The sequence below is a fragment of the Burkholderia sp. Ac-20384 genome (assembly GCF_017104605.1).
Lineage (GTDB): Bacteria > Pseudomonadota > Gammaproteobacteria > Burkholderiales > Burkholderiaceae > Burkholderia > Burkholderia lata.
In genome coordinates this window covers 1-18,365 of the sequence record NZ_JAAGPE010000026.1, presented here as the reverse complement: position 1 = coordinate 18,365, position 18,365 = coordinate 1, and the positions used below count along the sequence as shown (strand labels likewise).

Annotated in this window: 14 protein-coding genes, 1 tRNA gene and 1 pseudogene; 7 read left to right on the top strand and 9 right to left on the bottom strand. The window is 66.2% G+C overall.

All coding sequences use genetic code 11. The features are described 5' to 3' along the window. Positions 1-64: 64 nt before the first annotated feature. From G3O00_RS07635 to G3O00_RS07620, 4 genes are all read right to left on the bottom strand, one after another. Complete coding sequence (locus G3O00_RS07635) at positions 65-1,684, bottom strand: acyl-CoA synthetase (protein ID WP_206142619.1); 1,620 nt, start codon at positions 1,682-1,684, stop codon at positions 65-67. Positions 1,685-1,836: 152 nt separating this feature from the next. Next, entirely contained in the window at positions 1,837-1,983 is a 147-nt protein-coding gene (locus tag G3O00_RS07630; protein ID WP_174935323.1) for a hypothetical protein, read from the bottom strand. A gap of 68 nt (positions 1,984-2,051) precedes the next feature. Continuing rightward, positions 2,052-2,753: a peptidoglycan DD-metalloendopeptidase family protein gene (locus tag G3O00_RS07625; protein ID WP_174935375.1), complete on the bottom strand. Its 702-nt coding sequence runs from the start codon at positions 2,751-2,753 to the stop codon at positions 2,052-2,054. Between the two features lie 152 nt (positions 2,754-2,905). Next, a complete protein-coding gene (locus tag G3O00_RS07620; protein ID WP_206142618.1) occupies positions 2,906-3,817 on the bottom strand; it encodes an aldose epimerase in 912 nt (303 codons plus the stop codon). A gap of 480 nt (positions 3,818-4,297) precedes the next feature. Here G3O00_RS07620 and G3O00_RS07615 point away from each other — a divergent pair, with 480 nt between their 5' ends. Beyond that, the gene (locus G3O00_RS07615) at positions 4,298-5,128 is read left to right on the top strand and encodes an undecaprenyl-diphosphate phosphatase (RefSeq protein WP_011351628.1); all 831 of its coding nucleotides are present in this window, start codon (positions 4,298-4,300) and stop codon (positions 5,126-5,128) included. Positions 5,129-5,295: 167 nt separating this feature from the next. Then, positions 5,296-5,372, top strand: a tRNA-Arg gene (locus G3O00_RS07610). Positions 5,373-5,423: 51 nt separating this feature from the next. On the opposite strand, the gene glmS is transcribed toward G3O00_RS07610, so the two are convergent. Then, positions 5,424-7,241, bottom strand: a complete 1,818-nt coding sequence (glmS, locus tag G3O00_RS07605; protein ID WP_206142617.1) for a glutamine--fructose-6-phosphate transaminase (isomerizing) — start codon at positions 7,239-7,241, stop codon at positions 5,424-5,426. Between the two features lie 48 nt (positions 7,242-7,289). Further along, on the bottom strand, positions 7,290-8,378 hold the full coding sequence (locus G3O00_RS07600) for a hypothetical protein (RefSeq protein ID WP_174935369.1): 1,089 nt from the start codon (positions 8,376-8,378) through the stop codon (positions 7,290-7,292). Positions 8,379-9,695: 1,317 nt separating this feature from the next. Here G3O00_RS07600 and wecB point away from each other — a divergent pair. Next, positions 9,696-10,913 (top strand): UDP-N-acetylglucosamine 2-epimerase (non-hydrolyzing), encoded by a 1,218-nt coding sequence (wecB, locus tag G3O00_RS07595; protein ID WP_206142616.1) that lies wholly within the window; start codon positions 9,696-9,698, stop codon positions 10,911-10,913. 109 nt (positions 10,914-11,022) lie between these two features. Here wecB and G3O00_RS07590 read toward each other — a convergent pair whose 3' ends face one another. Continuing rightward, positions 11,023-11,544 (bottom strand): ureidoglycolate lyase, encoded by a 522-nt coding sequence (locus G3O00_RS07590; RefSeq protein WP_206142615.1) that lies wholly within the window; start codon positions 11,542-11,544, stop codon positions 11,023-11,025. 23 nt (positions 11,545-11,567) lie between these two features. Then, positions 11,568-12,515 carry a LysR family transcriptional regulator gene (locus G3O00_RS07585; RefSeq protein WP_206142614.1) on the bottom strand — a complete coding sequence of 316 codons (948 nt, stop codon included), beginning with the start codon at positions 12,513-12,515 and terminating at the stop codon, positions 11,568-11,570. A gap of 366 nt (positions 12,516-12,881) precedes the next feature. Here G3O00_RS07585 and G3O00_RS07580 point away from each other — a divergent pair, with 366 nt between their 5' ends. The 4 genes from G3O00_RS07580 (at position 12,882) to G3O00_RS07565 (ending at position 18,242) form a co-directional block, all read left to right on the top strand. Continuing rightward, a complete protein-coding gene (locus G3O00_RS07580) occupies positions 12,882-13,967 on the top strand; it encodes a branched-chain amino acid ABC transporter substrate-binding protein (RefSeq protein ID WP_241025024.1) in 1,086 nt (361 codons plus the stop codon). Between the two features lie 656 nt (positions 13,968-14,623). Next, a complete protein-coding gene (locus G3O00_RS07575) occupies positions 14,624-15,085 on the top strand; it encodes a (2Fe-2S)-binding protein (RefSeq protein ID WP_011351636.1) in 462 nt (153 codons plus the stop codon). After that, positions 15,082-17,406 (top strand): molybdopterin cofactor-binding domain-containing protein, encoded by a 2,325-nt coding sequence (locus G3O00_RS07570; RefSeq protein WP_206142612.1) that lies wholly within the window; start codon positions 15,082-15,084, stop codon positions 17,404-17,406. Before G3O00_RS07575 ends, G3O00_RS07570 begins: the two co-directional genes overlap by 4 nt. Positions 17,407-17,474: 68 nt before the next feature. Further along, complete coding sequence (locus tag G3O00_RS07565; RefSeq protein WP_206142611.1) at positions 17,475-18,242, top strand: class II aldolase/adducin family protein; 768 nt, start codon at positions 17,475-17,477, stop codon at positions 18,240-18,242. Here G3O00_RS07565 and G3O00_RS07560 read toward each other — a convergent pair. Continuing rightward, positions 18,239-18,365, bottom strand: a pseudogene (locus G3O00_RS07560) (IS481 family transposase); the annotation flags it as partial. The gene G3O00_RS07565 and the pseudogene G3O00_RS07560 overlap by 4 nt on opposite strands.

Sequence of the window (18,365 nt, the reverse complement as noted above, 5' to 3'; positions counted from 1 at the left end):
AAGACTGCGTAGTGGCGCCACTATAAACCATCCGGCCCAGCGGGCGGCTCGGGTGGCGGCCGGCCTACGCGTCGCGCAGCGCGCGGCGCACGATCTTGCCGGTCGCGGTCATCGGCAGGCTGTCGACGAAGTCGATCGCGCGCGGATACTCGTGCGCGGCGAGGCGTGTGCGCACATGTGCCTGCAGCGCCTGCACGAGCGCATCGTCGCCGGTGTGGCCGGGATTCAGCACGATGAACGCCTTGACGATCTCGGTGCGTGTTGCATCGGGTATGCCGACGACGGCCGCCATCCGCACCGCAGGATGCGTGAGCAGGCAGTCCTCGATCGGGCCCGGGCCGATCCGGTAGCCGGCGCTCGTGATCACGTCGTCGTCGCGGCCGACGAAGCGCACGAAGCCGTCCGCGTCGATCGTGCCCGTGTCGCCGGTGAGCAGGTAGTCGCCGGCGAACTTGGCGCGCGTCGCGTCGGCGTTGCGCCAGTATTCGAGGAACATCACCGGGTCGGGGCGGCGCACCGCGATGCGTCCTTCGACGCCGGGCGGCAGTGGCATGCCGTCCGCGTCGACGATCGCGACCGCATGGCCGGGCACCGCCTTGCCGATTGCGCCCGGCTGCGCGTCGAACAGCGCCGCGCACGACGACAGCACCATGTTGCACTCGGTTTGCCCGTAGAACTCGTTGATCGTCACGCCGAGCGCGTCGCGCCCCCAGGCCGTCAGCTCGGTGCCGAGCGACTCACCGCCGCTCGCGACGGATTTCAGCGACAGCGCGTAGCGTTCGCGCGGTGCCGCGACGGTGCGCATCAGCTTCAGCGCGGTGGGCGGCAGGAACGCATGGGTGACGCCGTGCCGTGCCATCAGCGCGAATGCCGCATCGCCGTCGAATTTCTCGAAGCGGCGCGCAAGCACCGGCACGCCGTGATGCCACGACGGCAACAGCACGTCAAGCAGGCCGCCGATCCATGCCCAGTCGGCGGGCGTCCAGAACAGGCGCGCGTCGCGCGGGAAGCACTGCTGCGACATCTCGACGCCCGGCAGGTGGCCCAGCAGCACGCGATGCGCGTGCAACGCGCCTTTCGGTTTGCCCGTCGTGCCGGACGTGTAGATGATGACCGCCGGATCGTCGGCGGCCGTATCGGCCGGCACGAAGTCGGGCGTTTCGGCGGCGAGCGCCGCGTCGTAGTGCAGCACGCCCGGCTGATCGGGCGCATCGTCGCCGATGCAGTAGACGGTATGCAATGCCGGCAGCTGGGCGCGCAGCGGCGCGATTTTCGCGTAGCCGGCTGCGTCCGTGACGAGCGCAGCCGCCTCGCTGTTTGCAAGCCGGTATTCGAGTGCATCGACGCCGAACAATGTGAAGAGCGGCACCGCGATCGCGCCGAGCTTGTACGCGGCGAGGTGCGCGACGGCCGTTTCGGGGCCCTGCGCGAGAAAGATGCCGATGCGGTCGCCGCGCCTCAGGCCTGCGCGCACAAAGCTGTTCGCGAGCCGGTTAGAGGCATTCTTCAAGTCGTCGAACGTGATGCGAAAAACGTCGCCTTGCGCCGTTTCGTGGATCAGCGCGAGGCGTCCGCTGCCGTCGGCCCATTTGTCGCAGACGTCCACGCCAATGTTGTAGCGCGCCGGAACGCCCCACGCGAAGCGGGAGAGCAGGTCGTCGTAGCGGTCGGCGGCGGGCAGCATCGAGGTGTCTCCTGGGGGCGAAGTGGTGTTGCGCGAGCGGCTTACATCAGGATTTCACGCAGAAAAATCCACAATGGCGTCTGAGGGTAGGGAATCTTCGTACTCGTCCAATAGCCTTGGCTCAGTGCACGATTCCACAATGACGCATAAGATCACGAAAAAATCAGTGTGTGACCATGGATTTGCTTTTGATAGCTGCGGGGTTCAGCCTGATCGGAATCGGCGTACTGGTAGCGTTTGCCCGTCACGTCGATCCGTTGTCCGGCCGGTTCACCGGACGTCTGCGCAAGCGCTGACATCACCTTTCCCGATTTTCACCGCGACGACACGCGATGCGTGCCGGCATCGCGTGTCGCCCATCGGGCGCTCAACGTGCCGGCAGGTAGCGTGACGGGTCGATCGATCGGCCGCCGTAGCGCAGCTCGAAATGCAGCGCGACGCGATCGCTGTCGCTGTTGCCCATCTCGGCGATCGACTGCCCCTGCGTGACCTGCTGGCCTTCCTTCACCAGCAGCGCGCGGTTGTGCGCGTAGGCGGTCAGGTAGTCGGCGTTGTGCTTGAGGATGATCAGGTTGCCGTAGCCGCGCAGCCCGTTACCCGCATAGACCACCACACCCGGCGCAGCCGCGACCACCGGCGTGCCCGGCGAGTTCGCGATGTCGATGCCCTTCGATTTCGAACCGTCGAACGTGCGGACCACGTTGCCGGCTGCCGGCCAGATCAGCGCGATGCTCGTGGCCGGCTTGACGGCCGATTCGACCGGTGCGGAAGGCGCGGGGCGGGCCCGGCCGGCACTGCCGGTGCCGGTGGTCGACGGCGTCGATGCGGTGGTCGTGCCGGGTGGCGGCGCGACGCGCAGCACCTGGCCGACCTCGATCGCATCGGGGTTCGTCATCTGGTTCCAGCGCACGACGTTCGATACCGACGTGCGGTTGTCGCGCGCGATCTTGTAGAGCGTATCGCCGCGCTCGACGCGATAGAACCCGGGGCCGACAGGCGCGGAGCCGCACGCGACGAGCAGGGCGGCGCAGGCGGCTGCGAAGAGTCGCTTCGTTGTTGTTCCGAACATTGAACCTCGCAAAACCCTGCCGCTCGTGACGCGGCAGGCAACACAAAACGTCCGATTTTAACGGGTTCGACCCGCGCACCGCAGTTTGGGCCGTTGCCGGGGCGGCGGCGCGCCGGTTCGGAGCGCTGCTTGATGACGTCTCGGCCTACGTATCAGCCGGCGAGCGGGAGGACGCGAATCCGCAGCGTGGCGGTTTCCGTTGCGCCCGGCGCGAGCATGCGCAGCCCGAGGCCGTTGTGGATCGCGTCCGGCAGGCCGAGCCACGGTTCGACGCAATAGAAGTCCGAATCGGGCTTCTCGGTCCAGGTCGTCACCGCGTACCACGGGATCGAACCCGGCACGTCGAGCGCGATCTCGATCGTGCGGCCGCGGCCCGGCATCACGATGCGCACCGGCGTGGCCGGCACGCCGTCGAGGCAATGGAAGCGGTCGAGGATGTCCGGGTTGTCGAGGCGATAACGGGCTTCGCCCGGTTCGGGCGCACTGATCGAACCGTCCGCCTGCTGCGCGCAACGACGCGTCGGCGGCAGTTCGAGCGTGGTTTCGGCGCGTTCGCCGTGCGGCAGCGCGAAATAGAAATGGTGGCCGGCGTAGTAGGGCAGCGGCGTGTCGCCGCGATTGGTCGTCGTCAGCGCGACTTCGAGCGTGTGCGAGTCGGCCAGCCGGTAGGTCGTTTCGAAGCGGAAGTCGAACGGGTAACTTGCGCGCAGCGCGTCGGTCGCGTCGAGCGTCATCGACAGCGCGGCGCCATCGGCCGACGGCTGCGCGGCGAACGGCAGGTCGCGCGCGAAGCCGTGCATCGGCAGGTCGCGCACCACGCCTGCGGCGTCGCGCCATCGGCCGAGTTCGCCGTCGACACGGTGACGGCCGAGGAACGGGAACAGCAGCGGGTTGCCGCCGCGCACGCGCGCGAGGTTGCTCCAGTCGGCCGTTTCCGGCCAGAAGATCACCGGTTCGCCGTCGACATGCCACGACAGCAGGCGGCCGCCGAATTGCGGAGCGACCCGGACGAGCGACGGGCCGGCGTGAAGTTCGTGAATCTCGTGTTGCTGGAAGGTCGGCATGGCGAATCGGGTTGGGCGGGTGGACGGGAACGGCGCGCTCCATTATCGGGCCGTGGCGGCTCGGGGAAAACCCTTCTCGGGAAATCGCGAGTTTTTAAGACTGTCAACGGTCGGGATAATGCCTCTAAACCGGTGATGTTGCCGGGTCATGACACTTCGTGGAGGGGGCCATGGATCTGGCAATGGCAATGGGTATCGCACTGTTCGGCATGTTCACCGGCAGCACGGTATTATTTTTCTATCAGCTCGGCCGCTGACGGCAATTCCTGCCGAAGTCGAAAGGCCCGCCATGCAAATGGCGGGCTTTTTGCTTTCTGATTGCTTACAAGTTGCAAGCGTTTGTGTGCATTGCCGCAATATCCAGCCAAATGCCTTGGCGCAGTAATCCTGGCTCGGCATAATCGGGGCGCGTTTTTTTTCGGACGCGCATCGCGTCGTCCGCTTTTCTTCCCGCTCAATCTTCACTAAAAGGACCGACGCGTGAGTCTCTGGTTTCTGGTATTCCTGAGCGTCCTGCAGGGCGTCACCGAACTCTTCCCCGTCAGCAGCCTTGGCCATACGCTGCTCGTGCCGGCGCTGTTCGGCATGCACATCGACAAGCACGCACCGCAACTGCTGCCGTTCCTCGTCGCGCTGCACCTCGGCACCGCGCTGGCGCTGCTGTGGTATTTCCGCGCACGCTGGGTCGCGCTGATCGGCGGCTTCTTCGCGCAGCTCGGCGGCCGCAAGAACGACGACGGGCACCTGATGTGGGCGCTCATCATCGGGACGATCCCGACCGGCATCGTCGGGCTGCTCCTCGAGAAGCGCATCGAACGCGTGTTCCACGACCTGCGGATCGTCGCGATCGCGCTGATCGTGAACGGCGTGCTGCTGTGGCTCGGCGATCGCATCCAGCGCAGCCGCGCGCATCAGGCGCCCGAGAAGATGACGTTCAAGCAGGCGTTCTTCGTGGGTCTCGCGCAGATCGGCGCGCTGATTCCGGGGTTTTCGCGCAGCGGGCTGACGATGATCGCCGGCAATGCAGCGGGGCTGACGGCGGAGAAGGCCGCGGAATTCTCGTTCCTGCTCGGTACGCCGATCATCTTCGCGGCGGGTGTGCTCGAGCTGCCGAAGCTGTTCCATGCGCGCGACCAGCTCGCCGATGCGCTGCTCGGCGGCGTGCTGACGGCAATCGCCGCGTACCTGAGCGTACGGTTCCTGATGCGCTATTTCGAAGGGCGCGGCCGGCTGGCTTCGTTCGGCGTGTATTGCGTGATTGCCGGTGTGTTCTGCCTCGGCTGGTTCATGCTGCATCCGCAGCCGGTTTGATGCTGGGTTGGCCGGCTCGCGTGATGTGGCGCGATGATCGGGTATAATTTCGGGCTCGGCTTCATGCCGGGCCCGTTTTGTTTCGGGGCTTCGAGTGGGATGGTTTTGTCGTTGCTCGATGCCTTGCGGCAAATGCGGTCCGTGTCAGCCGTGTCTTTTCTCCTCGACCGCCCTTAGCTCAGTTGGATAGAGCAACGGCCTTCTAAGCCGTAGGTCACACGTTCGAATCGTGTAGGGCGGGCCAGTTAAATCCCTCGAAGACCTTCACCAGTCCGCCCCGGGTTACCCAACCCCGTCACTCGACCGTCACCGATTTCGCCAGATTCCTCGGCTTGTCGATATCCGCGCCACGCAAACACGCCGCGTGATACGCGAGCAACTGCAACGGCACCACATGCAGGATCGGCGACAACAACCCGTAGTAATCGGGCATCCGCAGCACCGACACGCCTTCGCTGTTGTCGATCCGCGTATCGGCATCGGCGAACACATAAAGCTGCCCGCCGCGCGCCCGCACTTCCTGCATATTCGACTTCAGCTTTTCGAGCAGCGCGTCGTTCGGCGCAATCGTCGCCACGGGCATCGTGTGCGTCACGAGCGCGAGCGGCCCATGTTTCAGCTCACCCGCGGGATACGCCTCCGCGTGGATATACGAAATCTCCTTCAGCTTCAATGCGCCTTCCAGCGCGATCGGGTAGTGCAGCCCGCGCCCGAGAAACAGCGCGTTCTCGTGCTGCGAGAACTCCGCCGCCCAGCGCTCGATCTGCGGTTCGAGCCCGAGCACATCCTCGAGCGCGCCAGGCAGCCGCCGCAGTTGCATCGTGTAGCGCGCAAGCTGCGCATCGTCGACGTAGCCGCGCAGCCGGCCAAGCGTGACGGCGAGAATGAACAGCGCGACGAGCTGCGTCGTGAACGCCTTGGTGGACGCGACGCCGATTTCCGGGCCGGCCCGGGTCAGGAAGCGCAGGCCGGTCTGCCGCATCATCGCGCTGGTCGGCACGTTGCAGATCGCCAAGGTGTCGATATGGCCGAGCGCCTGCGCGTACTTGAGCGCGGCGAGCGTGTCGGCGGTCTCGCCGGATTGCGACACGCTCACCACCAGCGTATTCGGCATCGCGAGCGCGTCGCTGTAACGGTATTCGCTCGCAATCTCGACCTGCGCGGGCACGCGCGCGATCGTTTCGAGCCAGCGGCGCGCGGTCAGGCCGGAATAGTGACTCGTGCCGCACGCGAGAATCAGCACGTTGTCGATCTGCTCGAACGCCCGTGCGGCGTCCGGGCCGAATACGGCCGGATCGAACAGCCCCGCATCGGGGATGGTCGCGGCCACGGCCTCCGGTTGCTCGAAAATCTCCTTCTGCATGAAATGCCGGTACGGCCCGAGTTCGACCGCGGCCTGCGCGGAGGAAATGGTTTGTATCGCGCGCTCGACCGGTGCGCCGCCGCGATCGAGTACGCGCACGCCGCCCGGCGTCAACTCGACGATGTCGCCTTCCTCGAGAAAGATGAAGCGGTCGGTGATGCCGGCGAGCGCGAGCGCGTCGGACGCAAGAAAGCATTCGCCGTCCTTCACGCCGACGACGAGCGGTGAGCCGACCTTCGCGCCGATCAGCCGTTGCGGCTCGTGCTTGCTGAACACGGCGATCGCGTACGCGCCGTGAAGCTGTGAAGTTGCCGCGCGCACGGCGGCGAGCAGGTCGCCGCGGTACTTGCTGTGGATCAGGTGCGCGACGACCTCGGTGTCGGTCTGGCCATCGAATTCGTAGTGCTCGTCGGAAAGTTGCTTGCGCAACGTTTCGTGGTTTTCGATGATGCCGTTGTGCACGAGCGCGATTTCATCGCGCGAGAAGATCGGATGCGCGTTGCAGGTTGCCGGCGCGCCGTGTGTCGCCCAGCGCGTGTGCGCGATGCCGGTGCTGCCGGTCAGGCCGGCGGTGCGCACGTGCGCGTCGAGATCGGCGACGCGCGATACGCTGCGTTCGCGACGCGCCTGGCCGTCGACGACCGTCGCCACGCCGCATGAATCGTAGCCGCGATACTCGAGGCGACGCAAACCTTCAATCAGAATCGGGACGATGTCCCGTTGCGCGACCGCGCCGACGATGCCACACATGACACGTCACCTCCCTGTTAGTCATCATGGACCGCGCGCACCGTTGCGTCAGCGCGATGCGGTCGCCGTTGCCGCCGCCGTCGTGAATCCGCATCGAGCGGGTATGACGGGGTCGGCCATCCGGCTTTCGAATGCCAGATAAAGCGACTCCTCCAGTACGTTCCAGTGTGCGCCGTGCCGGTATGGGCCCGACCGGGCCTTCCAGCAGGCAACCGTGCCCCAATCGTTCATCTTGAGCGCGACCAGCCCGATCAAGCTCCACGGATAGTCGGTGTCGGCGAGTTGCGGCCAGCTCTTGCCGTACTTCCGCATCCACTGCGCGTAGATCGTCTCGCCGGATTGTTCGGGTACCTGAATACCGGACAGGAGCGGGAGAATCTGCGCGATCTTCGCCGGATAGAAGCTCGTATCGCTGACCTGCTGCGTGCTGGCGCGAAAGCCGGATTCGGTGCCGCGCCAGAAGACCTTCAGGATCGCGGATGCCAGCCGGTCGGCACGCTGGCTCCACGGTCCCGCATGCGTGTAGTCGGCGCGCCGGACGTAGTACGCCGCGAGGGCCTGGAACGCGCTGTGTACTTCGACGTTGTCCATCAGCAATGCGACATGCAGCGACGACGAGATCTGATAGACGCCGGAGGGCTTGTCGAGCAGCGTGTCCAGATGCACGCCGGCGCGGTTCAGGCTGAGCTCCCACGCCGCGGGCAAGCCGTCGGGCGGCGCGAAGCGGGCGAGCAATTCGATCCAGGTCGCCATCATCGCGTCGTCGGTTTCCGCGTCGGCACATGCGCGGTAGCGGCCGTTCTTCACGCAGTAGCGATCGAAGCTGCCATCCGGGCGCTGGCGCGGCAGCAACCATGCGATCCAGGCGAGTGCGGCCTGACGGGCGTCGAGTTGCGCGTCGGATGCGGCGAGCAGCGCCTTCGCCGCGAAATACGGGTCGATGCCGACGCCGTTCAGGCGCACGGTGATCGCGCCATCGGCGCGTTGGTACAGCCCGTTGAGGCGGAGTTCGGCAGCGCTCGCGTGCAGCGCGAAACCGCACGCAGCGATACAGCAGGCGACGTGCCACCGGCGACACAGCGCGACGGTGGCCGCTACGCGCGAGCGTACGGTCGGGCAAAGCGCGGGCCGATTCATGGTCTTGGGCTCCTGCGCGGCGGTCCTGTGCAATCGTCGCCGGGCGCGGCGTTGGCCGCGTCGCGCCCGGCGAGCGTGTCGACGTTGTGGCTCGGTTCACCGTGGCGAGGGTGAACCCGAGGCTGTTGCGTTCACGGGCCGGTTCTCTACTTCGGAGCCGGAACCAGGCTCGTAGATCGCGCGTACTTCAACAGGACACGTCGGCACGTTCGGCGCGCTGGATCGCTGGTCTTTCGCTCCAGGCGGACGCGTCGCGTTTCCTTCCTGTTGTGTTGCCTGGGCGCTCCCGTTCGTCCGCTGCCGGGCGAGTGCTTCGGGGTACGCCTGACTGTCATTAAGCAAGGCGTGAGCCATCGGCCGCGATGCCGCGCGCAGCAAGGGGCGGGGGTGGAGGGTGGGCGCGTGGCGCGAACCACGGCGGCGAATTTTGATTCATCGAAGAATCAGCGTGCGCGCAGGCCGAATGCCCGCGCGCGATCGGCGTTGCAGACCGCACGCGTCGTGCGTCGAGCGAATTGTCTGCCGAACCTGTGCCGCCTTGGCTGCACGACACTGCGCGGAGATGCGCAGCGCGTCGTTCGTTGCGTGTGCATCGGCTGGATTGCCTGAGCGTTCCATGAGAGCGCGTGCGCTGCATGAGCCGGACTCCGATGCAACCACCCCGTTCCGGACCCGCGTTACACATTCGCAACATTTCCCGCCTCGTTGATTCGTGCGACGTGAATGACGTTGCGTGTCGGGTTAATCCCTCGCGCACGACCGTGGCCACGCGTTCGATCGTGCGGCCGGCTGCACTGACAAAAGGAGCGGATCAAGGAAGCGCAACGCGCTTCGACAGATGCGAGCGATCCGATGCGCAATGGACGCTCGACAGGAGTGCGAGATTCGTCGGACGACGTCGTCGAAGGGGGCGTGCGACTGCCCCGATGTTTGCCTGTATCGCGCCTGATTGGCGCTGAGACACGCGTAGCAGTTGTGAAACATTCCGTCGCGCACCGCGTGTGCGCGGGGCATGCAGGGTGAACCGGGCACGGTCGCAGGGCGGCTGGTTTGAATATTGCTGTAGAGGAAAAGACGTGACGAACAGACGTGACGCCTGGCCAAGCGAGGAACGACTCATGACGTGACCGATCAAGTGCAACGGGACGCCGGTAGTACGACGATTCGCGTGGCGTAGACCGCGCGAACCGGGCGGCGCGCTCGCTCCGCGACACCGCAACGTGTCGACCGCGTGCGAGTACGGGAGGTGCCGCCTGAATACATGCTTCGCGCCACGAGCAGGGTCATTCAGCGCGAAATGGCTCAACGAGGATAACGATGAAGAAGATTTTGCTTGTGTTCGGGACTCGGCCTGAGGCCATCAAGATGGCACCGCTGGTGCGTGCATTGAAGGCGCAAGCGGGTGTCGACGCCAGGGTATGCGTGACCGCTCAGCATCGCGAAATGCTCGATCAGGTGCTGACGCTATTCGACATCAAGCCCGACTACGATCTCAACGTGATGCGCCAAAGCCAGACGTTGACCGACGTGACGACCGGCATTCTGCAGGCAATCGGCATCGTCTTCGACGAATTGCGTCCGGACGTCGTGCTGGTACACGGCGATACGACGACCACGCTTGCGGTCAGTCTTGCCGCGTTCTATCGCTATTTGCCTGTCGGGCACGTCGAGGCCGGCTTGCGCAGCGGCGACATCTGGTCGCCGTGGCCGGAGGAGTTGAACCGACGCGTGACCGACGCGGTGTCGTCGTGGCATTTCGCGCCGACCGGGCAGGCACGCGACAACCTGCTCAGCGAGGGCGTACCGGGCGGGGCGGTCGTGCTGACGGGCAACACCGTGATCGATGCGCTGCACGAGGTCAAGCGCATGCTGGACTGCACCGGTGCGCTGACGGAAAAGGTCGCCGAACAGTTTCCGTTTCTCGAACCGTCGCGGCGCGTGGTGCTGATCACCGGGCATCGACGAGAAAGTTTCGGCGAACCGTTCCAGAATTTCTGCGACGCACTGTGCACGCTCGCGAATCGCTATCGCGACGCGCAGTTCGTCTATCCGCTGCACATGAATCCGAACGTGCGGGAGCCGGCGCGCGCACGGCTCGGCCACCTGTCGAACATCTACCTGATCGAGCCTCAGGAGTATCTGTCGTTCGTATTCCTGATGTCGAGAGCACATTTCATCATCACCGATTCGGGCGGCATTCAGGAAGAAGGGCCGGCGCTGGGCAAGCCGGTACTGGTCACGCGCGAGACGACGGAGCGGCCGGAGGCGATCCAGGCGGGCACCGCGCGGCTCGTCGGCACCGATCAGGAGCGGATCGTGTGGGAGGCGTCACGGCTGTTCGACAGCGAGAGCGCGTACGGGGAAATGGCGCGCGCGAGCAATCCGTATGGCGACGGTCATGCGAGCGAGCGGATCGTTCACGCGCTGATGCGCAATCCGGGGGTACCGTCGAAGGCGACGAGCTTTTCGATGGGGGCGTCGGAGATGCCGTTCAACCCGCTCACGCTGGGGTTGCAGGCGTTGAGGTCGCGTTGAACGTGCGATTGCATGAAGCACCTGCGCTCGGCTTCAACACCCGGTGAAGCCGACGGTGTTTCATTCGTGATTCATCCGGCACGGTGGCGCGAGACGGACGACGCCGGACTCAATCGAGACGGTGCGTTTCGATCGCGCCTATCCGGCTTTCGCATGCCGGCGCGCCGGTGCGCAGATGCGCGACCAGGTCGCGGGTCGTCGATGCGCGCGTCAACATCAGGCAGGTGACCTCGGGCTGCTCCACGCGCGTCGCATGCCACGTGCGCGGGTGCATCACGAGCCCCTGCCCGGGGTCGATGCGGAACGCACGCATCGTCGACAGGTCGGGCGCGCCGTCCGGCATCGAACGGGCGACGACATGAACGATCGAACCCGTCAGCGGGACGATCGCCTGCTCGGTCAGGTCGTGTGCTTCGAGCGTGCTGACGCTCATGTCGCGATTGCGATAGCGGACCCACAGAATTTCCGCCGGGTCCGGCGTGCCCGGGTCGAACAGGTGTTCGCGCCAGAAATCGGACGGCGGACTGACGAACACGGGCGTATCGCCATCGGTTCTCGGCGGTTTGCCCAGCATCGTGCCGTACGGAGAGCAGGCGTCCGAGGTGAGCGGCTGAATCGGAATGGTCGGCATGGCGCAGAGGGGTGTCGTCGGGATCAGGTGTTTGAAGGGGGCGCGTTGACGGTTTCCGGAAGCAGCGCGAATTGCGGTCCGTTCACGAGCGCGAAGTCGAGCATGACGGCGAGCGCGAGCCGGGCGATCGACTCGGGCAGCAGGCTGTCGGGGTTGCGCCTGTAGGCGGCGATCAGCGGCAGGGCCGGCACGCGGTGAGTCACTTTCAGCATCTGCAGCCTGGCATCGGCCAGCTCCTTCATCACGAAGGCGCTCGGCAATACGGCAATGCCGAAGCCGTCGATCACCATGTGGATGATGGCGGCGACCGACGACATGCAGTTGATCTGGGCAGTCGGCTCGCCGACCGATTCGAACAGGTCGACCAGGAACGTATGCGGCAGCGAGTGGCGCGCGAACCCGATGATCGGAAAGGCGGCGAGCTCCGCTTCCGACAGCGCCTCGTCCGAAATGTTGAGGGACGGGCTGGCGATCCAGCACATCGGCAAGCTGCCGAGCGCAATGCTCGACGTCTCCGTGCCGGTCGTCACGGTGGTCTGCAGTGCCACGTCGATGTGGCCGCTGGCCAACTGGGCAACGAGATGCGACGAGGTGTCGCCGGTCAGTTCGATGGTGAGATTCGGATATTCGTCGCGTACGCGCTTCAGGAGTTCGGGCAGCCACGTGTGAATGATCGATTCCACGGCGCCGAGCCTCAGCAACCCGGAAATCTTCGAGCGGTCGCCGACGCTGTCGAGCATCAGCTGGTTCAGCTTGAGTATCTGTTCCGCGAAGGGGAGCGCTTTCGTGCCGACCTGGGTCAGCGTGACTTCACGCGACCCGCGGTCGAACAGCCGCACGCCCATTTCCTGTTCGAGTGCGGAAATGCGGCTCGATATCGCCGCCTGGGTCGCGTGCATGCGTTCGGCGGTCAGGCGGAAGTTGCGCAGACGGGCCAACCAGACGAAGGTCTCGAGAAAACGCACGTTCATGTCGCGTGACCCAATTTTTGCGGGGTGAGCGGCAGTTTAGCGCGGCGCGCCGGCCGTCGTGGCAGAAAAGTCTCGTGGTTTACTCGGGAAAATCCGGGCGAGCGAGGGCGCTTTCGTTGCAGCGCGCGGGTCGACGGCCGGGCCGCGCGTGCCATGCGCCGCGATAAGTTTTATTTGTCGGCGGCGAACGGAATTTGTCGTTGGACGCGGAATTTCGGCGATTGAACACTGGGTCGCATGCAGTCGCCCGGTCGGGAATCAGGGCGGTTGCAGCGTTCGTTCACTTCGATCACGGAGCCGCCAGTGAAGCCTATCTCTCCCCGCATGCCGCTCGTCGGCGCAACCGTCGTGCTGGTCGCGGCAAGCATGCAGGCCCGCGCGGACACTCCATCCGTCGTGCTCATCGGGCATGCCGCGCCGCTCACCGGGCAACTGGCGAACATGGGCAAGGACAGCGAGAATGCCGCGCGTCTTGCCATCGATGAAATCAACAGCCGCCAGCCGGTCGTCGGCGGCAAACCGGTGCGCTTCCAGCTCGATTCGCAGGACGACGCGGCCGATCCGCGTACCGGCACGCAGGTCGCGCAGAAGCTGGTGGACGATGGCGTCGTCGCGGTGGTCGGCGACATCAATTCGGGCGTGTCCATTCCGGCGTCCCGGATCTACAACGACGCGCACGTCACGCAGATATCGCAGGGTTCGACGAATCCGGTGTTCACGCAGCAGGGGTATCGGACGACCTATCGCCTGGTCGCGACGGACGCGATGCAGGGGCCGGCGCTGGCGCGATACGCGATCGCGACGCTCGGGGCAAAGCGCGTGGCCGTCATCGACGATTCGACCGCGTACGGCCAGGGGCTCGCGAACGAATTCGAGAAGGCGGCAAAGGCGTCGGGGGCCCAGGTCGTCACGCGAGAGGCAACGAACGACAAGGCGATCGACTTTCGCGCGATCCTCACCAAGATCAAGGGCCTGCAGCCCGACGTGATCATGTACGGCGGCTCGGACGCGACGGCCGGCCCGCTGGTGAAGCAGGCGGCGAATCTGGGGATTCGGGCGCGCGTGCTGGGCGGGGACGGGGCTTGCACCGACAAGATGATCGGGCTGGCGGGCGACGCGATCGACAACCTGGTCTGTTCGGAGGCCGGCCTTGCACTGTCGAAGATGCCGAAAGGGCAGGATTTCAACAATCGGTACGTGGCCCGCTACAACGCGCAGATCGATGCGTACGCGCCGTTTGCGTACGATGCCGTGTACGTCATCTACGATGCGATCAAGCGTGCCGGGTCGACGGATCGGGCGAAAGTGCTCGCGGCGATGCCCGCCACGCAGTATGACGGCGTGACCGGGCCGATCGCGTTCGATTCGCGCGGCGACCTGAAGCATGCCGCGATCACGATCTATCGCTTCAAGGACCACAAGAAGGCCGTCGCGGACGTGGTCCGGATGTAACGAAGCATCGCCGCAAACCCGTCGCGCATCGATTCGCGGGAATTCCCGTCCGGGCGTGGTGCTCGACTCCCGTGGGCACGCACGCCGTCCCGCGTGGGTGGAGCGGCTGCCTCGCGTCCCCGTCGCGCCGCTCGCGGGGACCGGCTCGTCAGTCGGTCCCGTCCGCATGACGCACGTCATGCGTCACCGATTCTCCCTCAACGGTTCCCCCGGATTGCCACGTCAGCGCCGAGACGTCCGGTCACGTCCGGTCGGCGCAAAACTGCCGCACATCAGTTAGAGTTGGAGCCCGAGCCATTCCGCATACGATTCTGGCTCCGCTGAGCAATGTCGAAGCCGCCGGGGCGGAACATGGCACGCAGGTGCCGCGATCCGAGTCGCCGTTTCTGGCAGTCCCGACATGCTCGCGTTGCCTGGGTGACGGTTTGCGTGGGGCAGAATCCGGGGCGGGGGCGTGTCCGCGATCAATCCGGATCGCAGGCCCGACAGCCATCCCCGGCCACCCGCACCGATAACCACGCATTGACCGCTGGTCCTGCCGGCGGAGCAGTCCACAAGACGGCACCGGGCCGGCGCAGCAGAGCGCCTCCGCTGTCGCTCGAATCCCCACCCGGCACCCGTGGTGCGATGCGGGCGCCTCGACCAGGAGGTGAACGATGATCACGCTGACCGTCAACGGTAGCGAGCAGCACTTCGACGGCAATCCCGACATGCCGTTGCTCTGGTATCTGCGCGATGTCCTCGGCCACACCGGCACCAAGTTCGGCTGTGGCATGGCACTGTGCGGCGCGTGCACCGTACACCTCGACGGTGTCGCCATCCGGTCGTGCATCACCCCGGTCGCGGCGGCTTCCGGCAAGCGCGTGACGACGATCGAGGGACTGTCGACCGACCTCGATCATCCGTTGCAGCAGGCCTGGCAGGAACTGAACGTCGCGCAGTGCGGCTACTGCCAGTCCGGGCAGATCATGCAGGCCGCGTCGTTGCTGAAGACGAATCCCCATCCGACCGACGCCGACATCGACGATGCGATGTCCGGCAACATCTGCCGCTGCGGCACCTATACACGCATTCGCGCGGCAATCCGCCTGGCCGTGCGCCGCGGAGGTGCCGCATGAGCGCGCCCGACCTCTCCGTCCATAACGAAAGCCGCCGCGCGCTGCTGCTCGGCTTCGCATCCGGTGGGCTGCTGCTCGCGTTCGGCGTGCCGTCGCTCGCGCGCGCAGCCGTGCCGGTGCAGCCGCCCATCAGCGCGAATCCGCAGTATGGCGGCGCAGGGATGCCACACGGGTTGCGCGACGATCCGCACCTGTTCGTCGCGATCGCGCCGGACGGCACCGTCACCGTGACCTGCATCCGCTCCGAGATGGGGCAGGGCGTGCGCACGAGCGTCGCGCTCGTGGTGGCGGACGAGCTGGGTGCCGACTGGGCACGCGTGAAGGTCGCGCAGGCCGTCGGCGACGAGTCGCGCTACGGCAACCAGAACACCGACGGATCGCGCAGCCTGCGCCAGAGTTTCGCCGCGCTGCGCCGCGCGGGCGCAGCCGCGCGCACGATGCTCGAACAGGCGGCTGCCGCGGCGTGGGGTGTCGATGCGCGTCAGGTCAAGGCGACGGTGCATGAGGTCGTCGACACGAAGAGTGGGCGCAAGCTCGGCTTCGGCGAACTGGCGGCGAAAGCGGCCGCGCTGCCGGCACCGGATCCGGCAACGGTGGCGCTGAAAGCGCCGGCCGAATTCCGCTATATCGGCAAGGGCGAAACGGCGCTGATCGACGGGCGCGATATCGTCGGCGGCCGCGCGCACTACGGGATCGACACGCGGCTCGACGGGATGCTGTATGCGGTCGTCGCGCGCCCGCCGGCCTACGGAGATACGGTGGCGTCGTTCGACGCATCGGCGGCGGAGAAGCTGCCGGGTGTCGTCAAGGTCGTGCAACTCGCGCCGACGCCGCTGCCGTCCGGTTTCCAGCCGCTCGGCGGCGTGGCCGTCGTCGCGCACGATACGTGGACGGCGATCCAGGCGCGCGCACAGTTGAAGATCGACTGGAAGCGCGGGGCCAACGCGAACTACGACTCGGCCGCCTATCGCAAGACGCTCGAAGCGGCTGCCGCGCAACCGGGCGACGTGATCCGCAACGATGGCGATGCAGCGGCGGCGCTGGCCGGTGCCGCGAAGCGCGTGCGTGCGACTTACTACATCCCGCATCTCGCGCACGCGACGATGGAGCCGCCTGCGGCCGTTGCGCGTGCGGCGGACGGCCGCTGCGACGTGTGGACCTGCACACAGGCGCCGCAGACCACGCGCGACGAGGTCGCGAAAGCGCTCGGGTTGCCGACGGAGCGTGTGACGGTCAACGTGACGCTGCTCGGCGGCGGTTTCGGCCGCAAGTCGAAGCCCGACTACGTGGTGGAGGCGGCGCTGCTGTCGAAGGCGGTCGGCGCGCCCGTCAAGCTGACGTTCACGCGCGAGGACGACATCGCGCACGACTATTTCCACGCGGTGTCGCTCGAGGCGTTCGAGGGCGGGATCGATGCATCGGGGAAAGTGGTCGCGTGGCAGCATCGCACGGTCGCACCGTCGATCCAGTCGACGTTCCGGGCCGGCGTCGTGCATGAGCAGCCGGGCGAGCTCGCGCAGGGGATTGCGGACCTGCCGTTCGCGATTCCGAACGTGCGAATCGAAAATCCGGCTGCGCAAGCGCATACGCGGATCGGCTGGTTCCGTTCGGTCTACAACATCCCGCATGCGTTCGGGATCCAGAGCTTCGTGTCGGAGCTGGCGCATGCGGCCGGTCGCGACCCGAAGGATTTCCTGCTCGAACTGATCGGGCCTGCGCGGCGATTCGAGCCGCACATCACGGTGAAGAACGTGAACTACGGCGAGGATCCGGCGCTGTATCCGGTCGATACCGGCCGGCTGCGGCGCGTGGTCGAGACGGTCGCGCGCGAGGCCGGCTGGGGGCGCAAGCGGCCGTTGGGGCACGGGCTCGGGATCGCCGCGCATCGCAGCTTCGTGTCGTACACGGCGGCGGTGTGCGAGGTGCAGGTCGATGCCGACGGCAAGATCACGGTGCCGCGGGTCGACATCGCGATCGACTGCGGGCCGCAGGTCAATCCGGAGCGGGTACGCTCGCAGCTCGAGGGCGCGGTGGTGATGGGGCTCGGCATCGCGCTGCACGGCGAGATCACATTCAAGGACGGCCATCCGGAGCAGACCAACTTCAACGGCTTCCAGGTGCTGCGCATGAACGAGGCGCCGCGCGAAATCCGTGTGCACCTCGTCGCACCGGACGATTTTGCGACCCCGCTCGGCGGCGTGGGCGAGCCGGGCCTGCCGCCCGTTGCGCCGGCGCTGACCAATGCGATCTTCGCGGCGACCGGCACGCGCATCCGCAGCCTGCCGGTTGCCGACCAGCTCGCGAAGCCCCGCGCGGGGTGACACAATCCCCAGGCCGGGCCGCATCGTGCGGCCCGGTACGCATCCATCCTTGAACAAGGAGTGTCGACGTGGCCTCATCCGATGTCAGCGTGAAGCAGGCAGTTTCCCCCACCGAATGGGATGCGCGAGTCAACCTGGCGGCGGCTTACCGCCTCACCGCGCTGTTCGGCTGGGACGATCTCGTGTTCACCCACATTTCCGCACGTGTGCCCGGCCCGGAACACCACTTCCTGATCAACCCGTACGGCATGATGTTCGACGAGATCACGGCATCGTCGCTGATGAAGGTCGATCTCGACGGACGCAAGGTGTCCGAATCACCTTACGAGATCAACCCGGCCGGCTTCACGATCCACAGCGCGGTGCATGCGGCCCGCGACGACGCGCTGTGCGTGATGCATACGCATTCGATCAACGGCGTCGCCGTGTCGGCGCAGGAAGGGGGCTTGCTGCCGCTCTCGCAGCAGTCGCTCGGCGTGCTGGCGTCGCTCGGCTATCACGACTACGAGGGCATTGCGCTCAACGAGGGCGAGAAGGCGCGCCTCGTGCACGACCTCGGCGCCAACACGAACCTGATGCTGCGCAACCACGGCCTGCTGACCGTCGGCGCGACGCCGGCAGACGCGTTCGTCGCGATGTACTTCTTCGAAGCGGCCTGCATGATACAGGTCCGTGCACAGGCGGGCGGCTCGGCGCTGTTGCCGATCGCGCAACCGATTCTCGACGGCATCAAGCAGCAGATCGCTGCCGTGACGCGCGGGATGGGCGCCGGGGCGCTCGTCTGGCCCGGCCTGCTGCGCCGGCTCGATCGACGCAATCCCGGTTACGCGGACTAGCTGTGAAGCGTCAAGAGGTTGTTTCTCGACGGGGGAAGTCTCGCCATCGGCGCAATGCCGCCGATGGCACTATGAGCCCGATGCCAGTTGTAGTGATGCTGCCAACTCGCCAGGGCTTCGATG